Origin of the sequence: Microbacterium sp. AZCO, from assembly GCF_039614715.1 — a bacterium.
Classification (GTDB): Bacteria; Actinomycetota; Actinomycetes; order Actinomycetales; family Microbacteriaceae; genus Microbacterium.
On sequence record NZ_CP154857.1, the window covers coordinates 1583146 to 1600511 of the forward strand.

Here is a 17366-nt window from a genome sequence, read left to right on the forward strand (position 1 = left end):
CGACCCGAAACCGAGGGGCGGGGGTTACGTTGGCGGACGGGAGGAGAAAGGTCGAAGCTGTGCATGCCACGGAGCTCGTGATCGGGGACCATACCTACCTGCTGCCCGCCGGCACTGACGAGACTGTCGTGCTTGACCAGTTGACGAGTGCGGTGCGCGCCGGTGGCGGCGTGGTGGAACTGCCGCCGGCCATCCCCGGGTCTCTGAGGAGCGTGCTCATCAGCCCCGGCGTGCCCGTATTCATCGAACGCATCCCGATTCCCGCCGACACCGCCGACGACAACGAGATCCCAGACGGGGATCCACTCGACGGCGGTTGGCTGCTCTAGAGACACGCCACTTTGGAGGCTCGCTCACCGGCCGGGACGTCGAACCCCTGCCCTGGGCGGTTTACGACGTTGTCGGTAGGCTCGCGACGTGGGGCGATTCATCTACGACACCAACGCCAACTCGGTCGACATTGACGACCGAACGTTGGCGCATCTTCGCCTCGCGATCATGAACAAGCTGCGCCGTTCGGAGCCTTTCATGTTCGATGTGGAGATCGGTGATGGCAGCGGGCGGAAGAGCTTCTGGATCCACCCCGCAGTGCCGTTGCAGTTCCACTTCTTCGGCGGTCGTCAGCCCCGGATTAACCGTCAATGGGTGGAAGAGCTGATCCGCGCCGCCAGCGGCCCCAACGGTCTGACCATCGTCCCCGAACCAGAGCCTTCCGCCACGGCTGAGGAGCCCGTCACTGGATGACCCGCGGAACGCCGACCTGGGTCGGCTGGCTTGTTCGTCGCTGGTCGACGTAGCCGGACCAGTCCCGGGCCGCAAGGACGGACCACTTCACAGCCGTCTTGTCGGCGATGCCGATCAGGTCAGCCAGTACCGGCGCTGGCAGCAAGCCGGCCAGGGCGAACAACGCGGCGTGCCGCGACTGTGCCGGGCGGATGCCGTGTCGCACGAGCTCTTTGCGGAAGTTCTCCCGCTCGAGGTGACGACCCGGGTTGCGGCCGGGAAACAGCCAGCCGTGGTCCTGGCTGGCGATACTCGGCGCCCGGCGATGCGCCAGGTGGTCGCGGATCAGGCCGTCCAGGATCGGCGGCATCTCGGTCGGTGTCTCGTCGAAGCGGACCAGCACTTTGCCGTCGTCGGCGATGCGGACCTGATCGACGGTCATCGCGCAGACATCCATCAGGTTCTGCGCGAACAGCAGGGTGAACAGACCGGCGATCCGTGCGTAGCGGCGGATGCTGTCGTCGTGGAGGAGGATGTCGACCTGCCGCCACCGTTGTTCGTCGGTGACCACGATTTCGGGGGACGTGGTGAGCGGTGCTTGGAGCGTAAGGCGCCGGTTCGTGCCGGTGCGGCGCAGCCAGGTGATGAAGGCGTAACTGCCGGCGCGACCTCCGGGATGATGAATGAAGTAGAGGTCGAGTTGGGGTGGAGTGAGCTGGCCGAGCGTGGTGCCGTGCTGGTGCGCCCAGGTCGCGAGCCGGACCGCGACGGTGACCTTGTAGCGGGCGGCGTCGGCTTGTCCTTTGGTGATGGTCTGCACCTGCGCGGCCTGCCGGCGCAGCAGGTGCAGCACGTGCCAACGGGCGAATCGGCCCACCAGCGCGGCGTGCTCGGCATCGAGCGGCTCGAGCTTGCCATCCAGCCAGCGCTCGATCCGCTCCAGCGAGGCGTCGTAGGCCGGGAGGACGCCAGTGCTGGCCAGCAGGTCGCGCAGGTAGTTGTGTGACCGGTCCGACGGCAGCGCGCGGAACGCGTCGTGGCTGATCGGCATCTCCCCTCGCGCCATCATTCCGAGCAGGCGATTGCCAGTTGCGGGCGGCTTCAGTAACCAGGTGATCACGCTCTGTGGCCGGTGCGCGGCGGCGAGCTCGTCATAGAGCGGCTGCAACCGGTGATGGATCTGGCCCGTTGCGGGGGCGGTGAGCAGCAGGGTGAGCCGGTCGGTGAGCACGCAGCGGGCGCACCGGCCGAGGCTGTAGGGATGGTCTTCCCTGCCGCACTGCCTGCAAGCGAACACCGACGTCGCACCGGCGCAGGACGCGCAGACCACCACCTCGATACGGGCGGTGGAGTAGTAGCCGAGCGGGCGGACCCGATCACACTCGGGGCAGACGCCCGGGTGGTAGGCCAACGCGAACCGACACCGTGAACACACCGGCCCGATCGGCAGCGGGACCGTCCCCGGCCGCACCCCGCAACGCGAACACTTCTCGTGTCGGGGTGGGCTCACTCGGTGACGCCGTCGGGCCTGCGGATGCGGGCGCGGACCGGCCGGAGGTCGCCGATCTTCGGGCCACCCTCCCCCGCCGTGCCGGTGCGCGCCGTCTTGCTGGTCACCACCATCGGCGTGATCAGGTCGCTCGGGGTGCAGCCCAGAGCATCGCAGAGCGCCACCAGCACCTCGGTGTTCAACCGTTGCGGCGTCTTCGTGACCAGCCGGTAGACGTGCTCCCGGGTGAGATGGATGCCGCGTTCCTCCAGCAGCGGCAGCAGCTCGCTGGTCTGGAACATCCCCCGGTCGGTCATCACCTGCCGCAGATTCCATTGCACCTGGACCGCCCTCACGACCCCTCCTCCTCCGGGCCGTAGACCCGTGCCAGCGCCGCCTGCAGCGCCCTGTTCTTGAAGTCGTTGGACACCGATGTGTAGATCGCGGTCGTCGACGCGTACGTGTGGCCGACCTGCTCGGTCACGAACCGTTCCGGGTAGCCGTGCTCGATCAGATGCGTCACGTAGGAGTGGCGCAGGCAATGCAGCGTGAGGTGCTCGTCCAGGCCGACCTCGTTGCGCGCCGCGGCGAAGAACTCGTCCACGTGGCGGACGCCGACCCGGGTGCGCCGCTCGGTCAACCACAACGCCGGATGTCCGCCCGCCTCGTAAAGCGGCAACGCCTCCTCGACCCACTGCTGCAATCCCGCGATCGCCCAGTCGAACTCGGGAACGGCCAGCACCGTGCGCCGACGCGGCAGCGACCCGCGGACCGCCTTCCCGAACCGCACATGCACCGACCCGTAACGGCCCCAATCGCGCACGTGCGGATTGGGGCGCAGGTCCGCAACATCCAGCCGCACCAGCTCGTTGCGACGCAACCCGAACGCGTACGTGGTCTTGATCATCGTTGCGTCCCGCAACGCCGCCAGCGCGCCCTTGCGCCCGGACCGTGCGATCGCATCGACCCGGTCGTCGAGGTGATCGAACAGCACCTCGAGCTCCCGATACGTCAACGGCCGCCGTTGCGGCCGGCCCTCGTACTCGTTCAGGTGGGCGACGGTGTTCCACTCGTTGCAGATCTGCGCCGGGACTGTCCCGAACCGGTCATGACATTGCGTCGGCCACTCGTAGCGCGAGTCGGTGATGTAGTCGCAGAACATCCGCAACGTCAGGTGATAGCCGCGGACCGTCGACACCGCCGCCCGGCCCGACCCCGACGTCAGCGACACCGTGAAGTCCTCGACATCGGCCGGCGTCCACTCCCACGGAAACGATTCCGTGAACTCCTGAAACCGGCGGATCAACCGCTCCCGATCCGCGATCGTCGTCTTCCCCAACTGGCGGGACAGCTGCTGCCTCGACCAGCCCGCCACCATCGCCTCGAACACCGTGGCGGGCTCGTTGAGATGCCTCACACCCGGCACCAACATCAGCCCCGCCGACCCGGGAAACTCCACCACCATGCACCCTCGCGCCGTTGCGTTGAACATCACGATGTAACTTCTAACGCAACAGTAGGATGCTGACTCTGACAGGGCAAGAGTCGAACAGGCATAGGCCGGTGAACGTCGGGGGCAATCGCCGCCTGAGAGGTGACATCTGCTGCGATAAAGCCCGGTCGCCCTCGATCTGCAAGAGGCGTGGCAACTTCGATGGAGAGTCATTGCGACACATCATGTGCGAGCACGTTCGCTGGGGGAGCGAAGGAGCACGGCGACAATCTGGCAATCGCCGACAGAACTGCCGCGGCGATGCGCGATGCGGCTGCGAAGCACGACAGTTCCGGGCGGCCGGCGCGAAGGTCACGCGCCAGCCCGAGCTGCGAACGACGCGCTTCGCAAAGCGTGCTAACCCCGAGGCGGAATCATCCAGGCCCGACCCAAGCCAAGCTCCGCGCGATCTCTCGACCGGCCGCGGCGCCGTTACAGCAACGGCACCGCCCACGTCCATCGGACGCTCGCGGTCCCCGTCTGCCCAGGAGGCTCCGGGACAATCCTCGGACGACTTGGTAGGCACATTCTTTCACGTCTAGGCAAGCAAGACCTGCATGCGCGATAGGGATTTGAACTTGCGGCAAGTCGGAACGCACGCCACGCCAGCGAACCGAAGCGAGATGGGATCCAACGGGCGCCCAGCCATCTACGGTCGACAGAGTAGAGGACTTAGGTGCCAGACTTAGGAGCGTTCCGCCCGTACTAGCTCTGTTGTCTGGATCGGGCGTGCAGGAGACACCCGATCTATGTCTCAGAAGTCGCGGGCGCAGCGGAACCAGATGTGGCCGATATTCACGACGGCCTCGATGATCTTGCCGACGGCGCTCGAGCTCTGCGGTGAATAGCCGGTCGCGTCGTGGATGACGCCCGCGACGATCTGCAACGCGATTCCCCGTCGTGAACCCGGTGATGACGCCTGTGGAGACATAGGACTTGACCGAGCCGAGCTTTAGCAGGCCGAGGATCAGCATCACGATCCCGAGCATGACCGTCAGTGTGGCGACGACGCCGAGATCGCTCGGTTCCAAACCGGCACCCACCAACACGCTTTGCGACGTGAGCGCGATGGCGCTGGTGAGTGTCGTCACCATCGGCACCGTGCGGGCGAACATCGAGCCGATGATCGTCGGCACGATCCCCGACCGAAGTCCGACGGGCGCCGAGAAGTTGCCGATGCTGGCCTAAGCCGTCCCCTCTGGGATGGAGAAGAGCCCAATGACGAATCCGGAGATCACGTCGCGCCCGGTAGGGCGGCCGAGTCGCGCTCGACGTACGCGGCGACGCGGGGTGGTTATCGGTCACGTGAGTCACGGTATGGTCCGCGCGCCGATGAGAGCGGGAATCCGTGATCCACTTGCCGGAAACATGGTGGAGATCATGTGATGTCCGACTCGAAGAGCCTTCCCTAGCGTGTCGACCGAGCGACTCGCTCTATGAGAAGGGGAACCACCATGGTTTATGACGTAGTTGTGGTCGGCGGAGGCGTTTCGGGCATGAACGCCGCACGGGACCTGAAGCGCAGTGGACTCGACAACTTCCTCGTGCTCGAGGCCCGTGACCGCGTGGGCGGCCGCACCCTCATCCAGCACGCCGACGGGGTCATCGTCGACGGCGGCGCGACGTGGGTCAATCCGAACCAGACGGCCATTCTCGACCTGCTGCACGAACTCGGCATCGAACGGTTCGAGCAGTACGCCGCTGGCGATTCCTTCGCGATCCTGGGCGGCGACGCGGAGAAGATCAAGCCGGCTGCGCCGAACCCGCATCTCGCAGACACGATGGATGCGATGGTCGCAACGGTGTCCGCGGAGGCTCCGTGGGAAGCTCCGAACGCCAAGGAATGGAACGGGATGACGTTCCAGCAGTTCCTCGACACGCAGGACCTCGACCAGGCCACGCTGATGACCACGAAGATCGCTTTCGAGATCGCGAGCTGTGCCCCGCTGAGCGAGATCACGCTCCTGAACCTCCTGTTCGCGATGCGCGCGACCGGTGGCTTCTCAGGGATCGGCGCACCCGCGTCCGGGCTCCCGCAGTATCACATCGTGGGGGGCATGGCGAGCATCTCCAACCGCATCGCGGCCGACCTTGGGGACAAGGTGCGGCTCTCCTCCCCCGTGACCAAGCTCTCGAACTGGGACGGCCCTGGCCCGGTCCGCATCGAGACGCCGAACGGAACGGTCGAGGCGCGCAAGGTGATCATGGCCATGGGCGGCAGCCTGGCATCGCAGATCTCTTACGAGCCGGAGCTTCCGCCCATGCGTAAGGGCCTGCACGACACAATCGATCGCAACCACTGCCTGATCAAGACGCACACGGTCTACGAGCGTCCGTTCTGGCGTGACCAGGGTGCCTCGGGTCAGATCATCTGGCCGGACGGTCTCTTCAACATCAGCGCCGACGTCACTCCTCCGGGAACCGAGAAGGGCGTCCTGGTGACCCTCGTGCGTTCGCCCCGCGATGGGGAGCCGATGTCGCTCGAGGATCGGAAGGCCGGCACGATCGAGGCGTTCGCGAAGGCGTTCGGCGAGGAGGCACTCCACCCCACCGACTTCGTGATGCAGGACTGGCTCCAGGAGAAGTACACGAAGGGTGTCGAGGACCTCTGGTCGCCGGGCCTCTACCTGGACTACGGACCTGCCCTACGGGCGCCGCTGGGCAACATCATTTGGGGCGGCACCGAGACGTCGCTGTTCTGGTGCGGTTTCATCGACGGCGCGGTCCGCGGCGGTCACCAGGCCGCTCTCACCGCGCTCGCATCGCTGGCGGAAGAGCTCGTCCCCGCCAACTGAGCGACCCTCGCCCGGGCCACCGCCGATCTCGCCGTCGGCGGTGGCCGTCGACCGTATGCTCCGCTGAACGCCACCGTCTTCCCGGCTTGACCAGCGTGACAGTCCTGGGCTCGCTACTCGCCGAGCAGGCCTATCTCGAGGGCCCGTTCGACGGCGGTGCTCCGGGTCGTGGCGCCGAGTTTGCGATAGGTGGACGCCAGGTGCGAGCTCACGGTGTTCTTCGAGATGAACAGGCGGTCGGCGATCTCGGCGGCGGTGAGGTGTGTCTGGAGGTACGGCAGCAATCGAAGTTCCGCAGGCGTCAGGGGGAACGTTTCGCCGCGCGCGGTCGTCCGCGCGAGCGTCGTCCGGAAGGAGTCCACCTGATCCACGAGGATGCCGAGGAGTGGACGTCGATGCAGGAGTGCGTCGATCTCGTTCAGGAGGAGCTGGGCGGCGGTCTTGTCACCCAGAGTCTGATAGGTGATCGCCATCTGAAGTCGAGCGCGGACGGCCAGCCAGGGAATCACGTGGGTGCAGTGCACTCGCGCTCGCATCCCGCGCGCGAGAAGGCGGGTGGCGCGTTCGCTGTTCCTGTTCAGGGCTGCTATCCGCGCGGCCGCTCCGAAGGCGAGTGCGGCCGCCGCATACTCGTCCATGCGATTTACGTCGATCGTCTGCAGCGCCGACTCGATATGATCGCCTGCTGATCGCAGTTTGCCGCGATCGGCTGCGAGGATCGCCAAGTCCGCCTCGCTGAGCACAAGGGCGCTCGAGTTGCCCATGCGCATGGCCGATTCGCTGGACTGCGTCAGCGCATGATGACCGGCACGCGTGTCACCGAGGAGCAGCCGCGCTACTCCGACCACGTTGTGCGCGACGGTCCGCCAGACGCTCCACTCGGGGAGTTTCGCGAGAGCAGGCTCGGCCTCTTCGAGCATCCGCTGTGGTCCGTCGATGCACATCGTGGCCCGGAGCAGATCTCGCGACGATTCGAATTCGATGCGGACGTCCGGTCGAGCGCGGGTGAGTTCAACGCGGTCCAGTGCGGCCGCCCAGCGTTCGGACGACGGGGACTTGCCGTCGAGGACATGGAGCCACGCCGCGAGGGCCGCAAGCGGCGGGAGGGTCAGGATGGAGCGCTCGCCCAGTTGGGTGAGCCATCGCGACACCACTTCGACCTCACCGGCCTGATGCACCGGCATGGCGAGCCGTGCGATGAGCAGCTGCGCCCGTCCTCGTTCGTCGGCGGCGAGGAGATGCTCGACGGCTCGCCGGGGCGCGTCATGCGATTCGAACCAATCGGCCGCGCGGATGTGCAGCTCTGGGATCATCCCCGGCGAGACGCGCCCGAGCTCGCCGATGAGGAAGTCGCGGAAGAGGGCGTGATATCGGAACCAGCGCCGGCGCCGGTCCAGCGGTATGAGGAAGAGGTTGAGCGAGTCGAGCAGGCGGAGCATCTGCTGCGAGTCATTCGCCTGCCGGACTGCGTCGCAGAGCGGTCCGGAAAGCTGCTCCAGGATCGCCGTCTGGCGGAGGAAGTCCTGCGCCTCCGATGCGAGCCCTGCCAGGCACTCCCGGTACAAGTAGTCGGCGACAAGCCTGTCGTCGCCGACGATCTCGGTGCGGACCCCGTCGGAGGCCGAGAGCGCACAGAGGAAGACTCCCGTCGGCCACCCCTCGCATCGTTCCACCGCCGAGGCCGCCACGTCATCGGTCACGCCGACTCCCGCGGCCCTGAACACGGCGCGCGCACCCTCGACATCGAGCTTGAGATCTTCTTGAGTCACGTCGAACACCGCGCCGGCAGCGCGCATCCGCGCGAGGAATTCCGAGTCGTGTCGGCTGGCGATGACCACCTGTGAGCCCTCGGGGACCCCTGCGAGCACGATCTCCAGCGCATCATGGCAGTCGGCCGAGGAAGCGAAGTGAAGATCGTCCACAAACAGTGTGAAGGGCGCCGTCGCGGCCCCCCAGGACTGTGCCAGGAGCGGCGCCGACCGCGCTAGCGCGGCGGCGCCCGTGCCGCGCATTTCCGGAACGAGCCGCATCCCACTCGCGGAGACGTGCGCGGTGGCCGATGCCAAGACGGAGAGCAAGCCCGCCGGATGATCATCGAACCGGTCGATCGTCGCCCACGCGACAACACGGTCCTCGATCGCCCCCCACTCGCCGAGCATCGTCGACTTGCCGTAGCCTGCCGGCGCCGTGATCGCGACCACTCGCCGCCCACTGCCCCTCGCCGAGTCGATCAGGTCACGCCTGCTCACCGCATCACGGCGCGGCATGAGAATCTCAGTCTTGCCAGCGAGCAGCGCACGATCGAAATCGATCAGTGGTTCCCCCCGGTCCGCAATCGACTCGGCCACGATTCATGCCTAGCGGACACTCGCGCGGCATTACAAGTTCGGGCGTCCTGCCCTCACCCCACCGAGACTGCGGCGCTGCGCCTCAGAGAACGTCCCCGGCGAACAGTTCGTCCTCGCAACCGAGCGCGATCGCGAGCCTTGGCGCGGCACTGACAACACGAGGTACTCCGGCTATCGGTGCGACGGCGCGTGCGATGTCGACGACCTCCGAAGGCGACGATCCCGCTGCGATCGCTGCGTCCACCTCTGCACCGTAGGAGAGCTCACCGCCACCGATCGCGACGAGCGCAGCAATCCTCACCGCCGCCAGCGTCCGCGCGTCGAGCGTCGTCGAGAACTCGGCCCCGCGGATCGCCGCTCCGTCGTTGATCACGAGCCGGCGCAGGCACTCGATATGGTCCATCGTCTCCTCAGATCTGTGCCGCGACGCGCCTTCCTTCAAGTCGACGACGTGTTGACAACCGAGCACATCACACGAAATTGGTGATCGTCTGCGCGGATCCTGCGGAGAAGCAATGGAAAGTCCCAGCGATTCATGAAATCTGGGTGATGAGACGCCCTAGCCGGGCCTGGAAGTATGGCGGCGCCAGGAAGGGGCAGTCGGATGATCAAGAAGCCAGGTCTCGCACTGGGAATCGTCGCCGTGTTCACGGTGATCTTCGCCGTGTGTTTGGTTAGCGCGGTCCAGTTGCTCGCGCCGCGGAATATGCCATTCGGCATCACGGAGTCCTCGCCGGTCGTGGACGCGGTGCAGACGAAATACAGCCTGGACTTGCAGACATATCCGAGTGAGGATGCCCTGGAGAAGGCGGCGGATCAAGGCGACATCTACGGCGGCTATATCGTCGGCTCATCTTCCGACACACTCGTGACCGTTCCCGCCCAGAGCTTCTTCGGTGAGATTCTTATCCGCGCGGGATTCGCAGATGCCGCCAAGCAGGAAGGGCGCACCTTCAGCACGACGGTCATCGCGCCGTTGCCCCTCTCCGACCGCACGGGGGCCGTGGTGGGCCTCCTGCTCCTGCCGACACTGATGGGCGGGTATCTGGTCGCATCGTTGCTGTACTCGTCGACGAAGTCGGCCGCCGCCCCGGGGCGAATCGGGTTCGTGCTCGGGTACGCAGCGTTCACCTCTCTCGTCACGTGGCTGGTCGCAGGCCCCGTGCTCGGGGCGATCCCGTCGGGCAACCTCGCACTGATTCCCTGCTTCTTCCTGGTGACCACCGCCGTCGGCCTGTCCGCTGTCGCACTGCAGGCGCTCTTCGGCCCATTCGGCTCGCTGCTGGCAGCGCTGTTCTTCATCGTCCTCGGCGGCGCGGGATCGGGCGGCGCTGGGGTGGCGCTGCTTCCGACGTTCTGGCAGTTCACCGGCAACCTGTTCCCGCCGCGGCACGCGATCGAGCTATACAACAACGTCATCTATTTCGACGGCAACAACATCGGCCTGCCCATCCTCGTGCTCGGCATCTACATCGTGGTGAGCCTGGTCGTCATCATCGCGCGTACTCGACGCAGCGTCCTCGCCGGACGGGTCGAGGCGCCGCTAGGAGGCGAAGCCCGCCGGAGTAACCGACGGGTGCTCCTCATCCCGGGCGCGTTCGCGTTCATCCTCACCGGATTGTTCGCCTTCAACTACATGAGCTCGGGCCACTCGCCCGTTGCGAACCAGATGCCGTTCGGCGTCGTCGGCTCGTCCGACTTGGTCGAGTCGGCACAGGGACCGCTGCTGTCTCTGGACGTGACGACCTACTCGAGCGAGCAGGATGCGACCGAAGCGATCGACCGCGGCGAGATCTACGGCGCGCTCATCGCCACGAGCTCAACCACGGAGCTGATCGTGGTGCCGTCGATGAGCGACATCGCCCCTCTCGACCTCGCCCACTCGTTCGAGACGGCCGCGTCGGACGCTGATGAGACCATGAACGTCAAGCAGCACGTGCCCACACCTCTCGCCCCGGGCGACCCATACGCCCTGGTACTGGCGACGGTCATGGTGGCCTTGTTGGTCGGGGCGTACGTGTCTGCGTCGATGCTTGCCACCACCACGGGAAGGGCATCGGGCCGATGGCGAGGAATCTGGCTCGCCGGGTTCTCGGTCGTGACAGCCATTCTCGTCGATCTCGCCGTCACGTTCCTGCTACAGGGAATCCCCACCGACGCCTTCTGGATCGCATGGGCCATCATGTCGCTGATCATCCTTGTCGTGGCGCTTTTCACGGCCGTGCTCCGGCGCCTCCTCGGGCCTGCCGGGGTCGTCCTGACTCTCATCGTGATCCTCCAGTTCGGGAACCCGTCATCAGGCGGGTCGAACGGAGCCACATACCTCCCGCCGTTCTGGGACCAGATCGGGCACCTCTTCCCGCCGCGCAACGACTTCCTCCTGCTGCGGAACGCCATCTACTTCGACGGCAACGGCATAACGCAGCCCCTGAGCGTCCTGCTGGTCTACGCGGTCGTCGCGGCGGCGGTGCTCGCTTACCTCGATTGGTTCAAGTCGCCCGAGCCCTCCATTCCTGGACTCACCGACGAGGACGCAGCCGGCGCCGCGGCAGTCGCCATCCCCATCGGACCCGTCGCGTGACTCTTTCGTCCGCTCTGACCGAGAGCGAGCAGAGCCGGTTTCGCGAGCCCGCACGAGTCGGGGCCGCGCGGTGTGCTCGTGCGGGCCGAGTGGGCTGAAGGATCATGCATTATCTGTGATGCCTACGACCTCGCGGTGCTCATACGTTTCGAAGGTCGACCCGGTCGACGAATGCAACTGATCGCTACCGAACGGAGAATCATTCATGTCTGATAAGCCGGTCAGCGTCGCAGCAGCGACCTATCCTGACAAGGACGCCGCCATCACCGACTATGAGGCGATCCGTCACGCCAAACGTCACGGTGGCTACGACCACCTCGCGATCGCGGTCGTCGTGAAGGGAGCGGACGGCACCCTGAAGGTCGACCGTCACGACACCTCCGCTCACCACCTCGCCTGGGGCGGCGCAATCCTGGGCGCAACCCTTGCCGTGCTGGTGCCGCCGATCGGATTCGCGACGCTCGCTGGTGCAACCGCCTCGACTGCCGTGCTCTCCGGCGCCGGCGGCATCATTGGTCACTTCCACCAGAACATCCCCAAGGAAGTCGTGGGCCAGATCAACCAGATGCTCGAGTCCGGTGATGCCGGCCTTATCGTGGTCGCCGTCAACCCCAAGGGCACCGACCTGACCCCGCTGCTGGCGGGGGCCAAGGACAAGATCGTGGTCAACGACGTGGACGACGACAAGGCGGCCGTCGACAACGCGCTCGTCAGCGCGTTCGAGGCGCCGGCACCCGAGGAAGCACCCGCCGCAAGCTGACGCCCGCAGGAGCAGGGATGGTCGCGCTGACATCGCAGCGCGACCATTCCTTGCGGGCTGAGCGAACGCATCGGTGGTCATATACCCTGATGCCTGATGGGCGTCAGGGCGCCGAGCCCGATCGAATGTGCGTGGGGCGTCCGAGTCCGAACGGGGTTCTGATGAAGTTCGCTGCGGTCTTCGGGTTCGACAAGTCCAAACTCAACTGGCCGCTCGGTCTGACAGTCGCGATCGCGATCTTCATCCCGCTCGTCGTGCTCGCACTCGTCGGCCAAGATATCTACTGGCTGAGCGTGTCGTTCGGTGTGCTCTTCGTCGGTCTCGGCGATCCCGGTGGGCGGCTCGTCACCCGCGCGGCCTATACCGCAGTCTTCGGCATGATCGGCGCGGTGGTGACCGCCTGGGGTATCGCTGTGGGTGATGCCGGGTGGACGCTTGTCACGCTGTCGACCGTCGTGATCACCCTCGCAACGGGTTTAGTGATCCGGTTCGGGGTGCGCCGATTCGTCACCGGGTCACTTCTGACGGCGTGGTTCCTCATCGCGATCTCGCTGCCGCCGGGATTCGGGGCGGCAGGCATCACGCTCAACCCGTGGCTGCAGGCGCTCGCGTGGCTGGCTGGCGCCGCATCGTGGTTCGTGCTGAGCTCCATCGTCTCGGTCGCCCGCCGCCGGGATCGGGCGCCGCTCGTGGCGGAGCTCCCGACCGACACGAAGCGCAGCACCCTCACCAAACCGGTCGTGATCTACGCAGTCCTCCGCACTCTGGCGGTCTCGGGCGCGGTGGCGGTCACCTTCGGGTTCCAGCTGCCTTACGCCGACTGGATGCCGCTCGCTGCCCAGGTAGCCATGAAGCCCAACGCCGAGCAGTCGAAACTGGCTGCCACGCAACGCGTGGTGGGCACGGTCCTCGGCGCCGTCATCGCGGTGGTCTTCTTACTGACCGTGGATCAGACGTACGTTCTCGCCGGCGCCATGGTGGTGCTCGCTCTCGTCGGCGGCGCTTTCAGAACGGCGAACTATGCCATATACACCGCCGGCATCGCCGGCACCGCCCTCATCGCACTGGATATAGCTGATCCGACGAACCTGTCCAACGAGGGACTCCGTATCCTCTTCACGCTGATCGGCGTCTCCATCGCGATCGCCGTCATGGCCCTCGCGGGCGCGCTCACCCGACGCCGCGCGGGCAGTCACGCGGCCATCAACGGCGGTACACCCGCTGAGTAGGGCACCTCATCCCGAAGAGATGAATGACCATCGGTCGGGAAGGAGGCAGACTGAAACCGCAAGCACGTCCCCTAGGGCCCGAACGCGCCCCAAGGGGACGTGGTGACACCTTGGACGGTACGACGCTGTCACTAACGGTGACTATCGCGGTGAGCCCGGCACCGGTTGTCGCTGCACTCGCCATCATCCTCGGACGCCTTGCGCGCAGCGCGAACGTCGCGCTGCTGACCGGATAGGTTGCGGGCATCGCGGGAGTGGGTCACGGCGATCGAGCTCGTCGCGGCGTCGGTTCCGCCCGACGCGATTGCCGACTGAGGCCGGCGAAGGGGCTCGTACGTCTGATACTCACCCTCGTGTCGTTCGCGTTCGCCGTGGTGACGTGGAGGGCGCGACCGGGGCGCGGACCGCGGCTTCGCGCCTGCCCGGACGGCTCGCGTCAGTGGACAGGATGCCGCTTGCCGCGGCTTTTGCGATCGGCTTCATGCTCATCCCACTCAGCCCCACGAACCCCTCCTCGCCGTGACGGCGGGCATCAAGCTCAGTGTCGCCGCTCTCGGCGTCGGTCGGACGATCGCCTCGATCACGGCAAGGCGGTCGCGGCATCCACCGTCCTCTTCCTGGTCGCCGCCTACATCGTGTCGGCCGACAGCCTCCACCGGCCGCTCCCGATCGTCCGGCTTTGGCTTATCCGAAACAGCCGGATCGCTCCGTCGTCACGTGAGACCTCGAAGTGCGGAGTCGAGGATCTCGGCTGTCAGTGGGTCGACCAGCTCGGCCGTCACGACGTAGCTGTTCCTTGTGACCTGTTCGTTCGCATGACCGAGCATGCGTGAGGCGAGTGAAATCCCTGCGACGGACTCGACGATCGTTGCCGCCGTCCGGCGGAACAAGTGGGTGGTGAACTCATCGACGTCGATACCGGCTCTCCGCAGAGGTGGCTCATTTTCAGCGGCGAAGGTGCGCAGGAGCCGCTCGACGTTGCTTACGCTGAGGGGCCGCCCTGTCTTGGTGGCGAACAGGTACGCGTCCGCCTCGGGGCCCGCCAGGACCAATTGATCCCGGACCGCTTCGGCGGCGAGAGTTGGCAGTGCCACGCGACGACGCTGGCGGAGTCGTTTGGGTGAGGGTTTTCGGTGCAATCCCTGCTTCTTGGTATAGCGGATGGTCGCGGCGATCTTCGCGGTCGCGGGGACGGTCGTGACGTCGACGTCGGCCCGTTGCATTCCGAGCACCTCGCCGATGCGTGCGCTGGTGCCCACCATGATCCACATCACGTTCTCCAGCAGTCGAGCGTTCGGCCGCGGTCCATGACCCGGGTTCGCAAGGCGCCAGCCGCGGATGAGGTCACGGACGATGCCGAGCTGCTCGGGAGTGAGAACCGACTCCTTCCTCTCGGGCAACGGCAAGGAACGGGCATGCCTCACCGGGTTGATCTGGAGCACTCCATGTTCGATCCCGGTTGCGCACACTTGGGAAAGAACACTTCGCGCCTTCCGTGCCGCGGAGAGCGACTTCTCCTCTCGGATCTGCTGCACGATCCGGTTGACGCGCAGCGCAGTCACATCACTGAGCATCAGTTGACCGAACATCGGCACCAACACATTGTTCACGCTTGCGTGATACGCCTCCATCGTCGAGTCCTCAACCGAGCCGGAACGCTCCTTCTCGACCAGCCATACCGCGCACGCCTGCGCGAGCGTCGAACGCGGTGAGAGCAGTTCGCCCGCCGTTCCGATGCGAATGATCTGCGCCTGCCGCTCGAGCTCGAGGCGGGCCTTCCCCTCGGTGAACTCGGTCGCCTTGAGCCGGCACAGCGCGCCGGCCTCGTCACGCATTCGCGCCGTGGCCTGAACTCTCCCCGAGGCGAGGACCTTGATGCCGATTTCGCCCATCTCACCGGCGCGCAGCCGAGGCCTAGGCATGTGAATCCAGTCCCTCGAACCAGGCGACCACTTCGGCCTCGAGGTAGCGGACGTGCTTCCCGACCCGTCGCCAGGGCGGACCGTGATGCGTCTGCCGCCATTCCTCCAGCGTCCTCGGAGGCACTTGGAGCATCTCCGCGACCTGTTGCCCGGTCAGAATCTGCACGTCCATATCAGCAAGGAGCACCACTGCACCCCCGGCCGTCGGGCCTCGTCCCGTAGCAACGCGGGCCATCCGAGGCACCGCCCGCTGGAAGTTCGAGAATGGGGCGTTTGCGCCCCCAAAGTGACACCGAGACGGTGTCAGAGACGGTTCGAGAAACACAAAAACCCCTGGTTTCCGCGGAAACTCAGGGGCTGTGGCTGGGGTACCTGGACTCGAACCAAGAACAACTGAACCAGAATCAGCCGTGTTGCCAATTACACCATACCCCAAGGCGTTCGACCGAGGTCGTGCCGAAGATCAAGCTTAGACGACGGCGCGGCCTCGACCAAACCGGGGCATCACGCCGGGCGCGTCACGAAGCCGCTCAGGCGTGCGAGCGTCTTCTGCTTGCCGAGCAGCTCGATCGACTCGAAGAGCGGCGGCGAGACGCGCCGGCCGCTGAGAGCGACGCGCAGCGGTCCGTAGGCCACCCGGGGCTTCAGGCCCAGGCCGTCGATGAGCGCCGCGGCGAGAGCATCCTGAACGGCAGCCGTCGTGAACTCCGACTCAGGCACGAGCTCGAGCGCCGACACCGAGGCGATGACGACCTCGTTCGCGTTGGCGGGGAGCGACTTCAGGGCGTCCTCGTCGTAGGTCACGTCGTCGGCGAAGAGGAAGCCGAGCAGGCCCGGCACGTCGCCGAGGAGCTGCACGCGCTCCTGGACGAGCGGGGCGGCAGCGTCGAGGAGAGCCTGCTCCTGCGGCGTCGGCGGGTCGGACACGACGCCCGCGGCGGCGAGGTAGGGCACGATGCGTGCGGCGAAGTCGGCGGCATCCAGCATCCGGATGTGGTCGCCGTTGATCGACTCGGCCTTCTTCTGATCGAAGCGCGCCGGGTTGGGGTTGACGTCGGCGATGTCGAACGCGGCGATGAGCTCCTCGAGCGAGAAGACGTCGCGGTCGGCCGCGAGCGACCAGCCGAGCAGCGAGAGGTAGTTGAGCAGGCCCTCGTGGATGAAGCCCTTCTCGCGCTGCAGGAACAGATCGGCCTTGGGGTCTCGCTTGGAGAGCTTCTTGTTGCCCTCCTCCCCCAGCACGAGCGGCATGTGGCCGAATCGCGGCACGAAGTCGGTGACGCCGGCGGCGATGAGCGCGCGATACAGCGAGAGCTGCCGGGCCGTCGACGGCATGAGGTCTTCGCCGCGGATCACGTGCGTGATACCCATGAGCGCATCGTCGACCGGGTTGACGAACGTGTACAGCGGCACGCCGCCCGCGCGCACGACGACGAAGTCCGGGAACGAGCCGGCGGGGAAGGTCACCTCGCCGCGGATGAGGTCGACGTACGTCAGGTCCTCGTCGGGCACGCGCAGGCGCCACGCGGGCTCGCGGCCCTCGGCGCGGAAGGCCGCCTTCTGCTCCTCGGTGAGGTCGCGGTCGTAGTTGTCGTAGCCGAGCTGCTTTGCGCGCCCGTTGGCCTCGTTGCGCGCGTCGATCTCCTCGGCGGTCGAGTAGCTCTCGTAGATGGCACCCGCGGCGACGAGCTTCTCCAGCACCTCGCGGTAGAGGTCGTGCCGCTCGGACTGGCGATACGGCGCGTGCGGTCCGCCGACCTCGACGCCCTCGTCCCAGTCGATCTCGAGCCAGCGCAGCGCGTCGAGCAACTGCCGATAGCTCTCCTCGCTGTCGCGCGCGGCGTCGGTGTCTTCGATGCGGAAGACGAGCTTGCCGCCGTTGTGGCGTGCGTACGCCCAGTTGAAGAGCGCGGTGCGAACGAGTCCGACGTGCGGGAGGCCCGTGGGCGAGGGGCAGAACCGGACGCGGATATCGGCGCCGGTCGCGGTCGTGGTGCGGGGATCGGGTGCGGAAGACATCCTCTCCA

At 66.3% G+C, this 17366-nt stretch carries 16 protein-coding genes and 1 tRNA gene; 7 read left to right on the forward strand and 10 right to left on the reverse strand.

Going from position 1 to position 17366, the window contains the following annotated elements:
• The first annotated feature begins 59 nt into the window (after positions 1 to 59).
• Together AAIB33_RS07415 and AAIB33_RS07420 are read left to right on the forward strand one after the other, a co-directional pair.
• Positions 60 to 329 (forward strand): hypothetical protein, encoded by a 270-nt coding sequence (locus tag AAIB33_RS07415; RefSeq protein WP_345802902.1) that lies wholly within the window; start codon positions 60 to 62, stop codon positions 327 to 329.
• Between the two features lie 88 nt (positions 330 to 417).
• Entirely contained in the window at positions 418 to 744 is a 327-nt protein-coding gene (locus tag AAIB33_RS07420) for an ATP-dependent DNA ligase (RefSeq protein ID WP_345802903.1), read from the forward strand.
• Here the strand turns inward: AAIB33_RS07420 and AAIB33_RS07425 are convergent.
• The 4 genes from AAIB33_RS07425 to AAIB33_RS07440 all read right to left on the reverse strand — a co-directional run bounded on the left by AAIB33_RS07425 (position 734) and on the right by AAIB33_RS07440 (position 4590).
• Positions 734 to 2134, reverse strand: coding sequence for a hypothetical protein (locus tag AAIB33_RS07425; protein WP_345802904.1), 1401 nt, complete (start codon positions 2132 to 2134; stop codon positions 734 to 736). The genes AAIB33_RS07420 and AAIB33_RS07425 overlap by 11 nt on opposite strands.
• Positions 2135 to 2229: 95 nt before the next feature.
• Positions 2230 to 2568, reverse strand: coding sequence for a helix-turn-helix transcriptional regulator (locus tag AAIB33_RS07430; protein WP_345802905.1), 339 nt, complete (start codon positions 2566 to 2568; stop codon positions 2230 to 2232).
• Complete coding sequence (locus tag AAIB33_RS07435; RefSeq protein ID WP_345803399.1) at positions 2565 to 3704, reverse strand: tyrosine-type recombinase/integrase; 1140 nt, start codon at positions 3702 to 3704, stop codon at positions 2565 to 2567. Before AAIB33_RS07435 ends, AAIB33_RS07430 begins: the two co-directional genes overlap by 4 nt.
• A gap of 754 nt (positions 3705 to 4458) precedes the next feature.
• A complete protein-coding gene (locus AAIB33_RS07440; RefSeq protein WP_345802906.1) occupies positions 4459 to 4590 on the reverse strand; it encodes a hypothetical protein in 132 nt (43 codons plus the stop codon).
• A gap of 101 nt (positions 4591 to 4691) precedes the next feature.
• Here AAIB33_RS07440 and AAIB33_RS07445 point away from each other — a divergent pair, with 101 nt between their 5' ends.
• Positions 4692 to 4892, forward strand: coding sequence for a hypothetical protein (locus tag AAIB33_RS07445; RefSeq protein WP_345802907.1), 201 nt, complete (start codon positions 4692 to 4694; stop codon positions 4890 to 4892).
• A gap of 248 nt (positions 4893 to 5140) precedes the next feature.
• A complete protein-coding gene (locus AAIB33_RS07450; RefSeq protein WP_345802908.1) occupies positions 5141 to 6499 on the forward strand; it encodes an FAD-dependent oxidoreductase in 1359 nt (452 codons plus the stop codon).
• Positions 6500 to 6612: 113 nt separating this feature from the next.
• Here AAIB33_RS07450 and AAIB33_RS07455 read toward each other — a convergent pair whose 3' ends face one another.
• Together AAIB33_RS07455 and AAIB33_RS07460 are read right to left on the reverse strand one after the other, a co-directional pair.
• On the reverse strand, positions 6613 to 8847 hold the full coding sequence (locus AAIB33_RS07455; RefSeq protein ID WP_345802909.1) for a LuxR C-terminal-related transcriptional regulator: 2235 nt from the start codon (positions 8845 to 8847) through the stop codon (positions 6613 to 6615).
• Positions 8848 to 8929: 82 nt separating this feature from the next.
• Entirely contained in the window at positions 8930 to 9250 is a 321-nt protein-coding gene (locus tag AAIB33_RS07460) for a carboxymuconolactone decarboxylase family protein (RefSeq protein WP_345802910.1), read from the reverse strand.
• Between the two features lie 201 nt (positions 9251 to 9451).
• Here AAIB33_RS07460 and AAIB33_RS07465 point away from each other — a divergent pair, with 201 nt between their 5' ends.
• From AAIB33_RS07465 to AAIB33_RS07475, 3 genes are all read left to right on the forward strand, one after another.
• Positions 9452 to 11428: a hypothetical protein gene (locus tag AAIB33_RS07465; RefSeq protein ID WP_345802911.1), complete on the forward strand. Its 1977-nt coding sequence runs from the start codon at positions 9452 to 9454 to the stop codon at positions 11426 to 11428.
• 205 nt (positions 11429 to 11633) lie between these two features.
• Entirely contained in the window at positions 11634 to 12188 is a 555-nt protein-coding gene (locus AAIB33_RS07470; protein ID WP_345802912.1) for a hypothetical protein, read from the forward strand.
• Between the two features lie 161 nt (positions 12189 to 12349).
• Complete coding sequence (locus AAIB33_RS07475; RefSeq protein WP_345802913.1) at positions 12350 to 13417, forward strand: FUSC family protein; 1068 nt, start codon at positions 12350 to 12352, stop codon at positions 13415 to 13417.
• A 713-nt stretch (positions 13418 to 14130) separates the two neighbouring features.
• On the opposite strand, the gene AAIB33_RS07480 is transcribed toward AAIB33_RS07475, so the two are convergent.
• The 4 genes from AAIB33_RS07480 to gltX all read right to left on the reverse strand — a co-directional run bounded on the left by AAIB33_RS07480 (position 14131) and on the right by gltX (position 17358).
• On the reverse strand, positions 14131 to 15309 hold the full coding sequence (locus AAIB33_RS07480) for a tyrosine-type recombinase/integrase (RefSeq protein ID WP_345802914.1): 1179 nt from the start codon (positions 15307 to 15309) through the stop codon (positions 14131 to 14133).
• 22 nt (positions 15310 to 15331) lie between these two features.
• Positions 15332 to 15574 carry a helix-turn-helix domain-containing protein gene (locus AAIB33_RS07485; protein WP_345802915.1) on the reverse strand — a complete coding sequence of 81 codons (243 nt, stop codon included), beginning with the start codon at positions 15572 to 15574 and terminating at the stop codon, positions 15332 to 15334.
• 125 nt (positions 15575 to 15699) lie between these two features.
• A tRNA-Gln gene (locus tag AAIB33_RS07490) sits at positions 15700 to 15774 on the reverse strand.
• Between the two features lie 69 nt (positions 15775 to 15843).
• On the reverse strand, positions 15844 to 17358 hold the full coding sequence (gene gltX, locus AAIB33_RS07495; RefSeq protein WP_345802916.1) for a glutamate--tRNA ligase: 1515 nt from the start codon (positions 17356 to 17358) through the stop codon (positions 15844 to 15846).
• Positions 17359 to 17366: the final 8 nt, after the last annotated feature.

What these genes read in the sequence shown, in the direction of transcription:
- AAIB33_RS07465 (WP_345802911.1), top strand. Translation starts at nt 9,452, where the DNA reads ATGATCAAGAAGCCAGGTCTCGCACTGGGAATCGTCGCCGTGTTCACG.
- AAIB33_RS07460 (WP_345802910.1), bottom strand. Translation starts at nt 9,250, where the DNA reads ATGGACCATATCGAGTGCCTGCGCCGGCTCGTGATCAACGACGGAGCG.
- AAIB33_RS07485 (WP_345802915.1), bottom strand. Translation starts at nt 15,574, where the DNA reads ATGGCCCGCGTTGCTACGGGACGAGGCCCGACGGCCGGGGGTGCAGTG.
- AAIB33_RS07475 (WP_345802913.1), top strand. Translation starts at nt 12,350, where the DNA reads ATGAAGTTCGCTGCGGTCTTCGGGTTCGACAAGTCCAAACTCAACTGG.
- AAIB33_RS07435 (WP_345803399.1), bottom strand. Translation starts at nt 3,704, where the DNA reads ATGTTCAACGCAACGGCGCGAGGGTGCATGGTGGTGGAGTTTCCCGGG.
- AAIB33_RS07450 (WP_345802908.1), top strand. Translation starts at nt 5,141, where the DNA reads ATGAGAAGGGGAACCACCATGGTTTATGACGTAGTTGTGGTCGGCGGA.
- gltX (WP_345802916.1), bottom strand. Translation starts at nt 17,358, where the DNA reads ATGTCTTCCGCACCCGATCCCCGCACCACGACCGCGACCGGCGCCGAT.
- AAIB33_RS07470 (WP_345802912.1), top strand. Translation starts at nt 11,634, where the DNA reads ATGTCTGATAAGCCGGTCAGCGTCGCAGCAGCGACCTATCCTGACAAG.
- AAIB33_RS07480 (WP_345802914.1), bottom strand. Translation starts at nt 15,309, where the DNA reads ATGGGCGAAATCGGCATCAAGGTCCTCGCCTCGGGGAGAGTTCAGGCC.
- AAIB33_RS07445 (WP_345802907.1), top strand. Translation starts at nt 4,692, where the DNA reads ATGACCGTCAGTGTGGCGACGACGCCGAGATCGCTCGGTTCCAAACCG.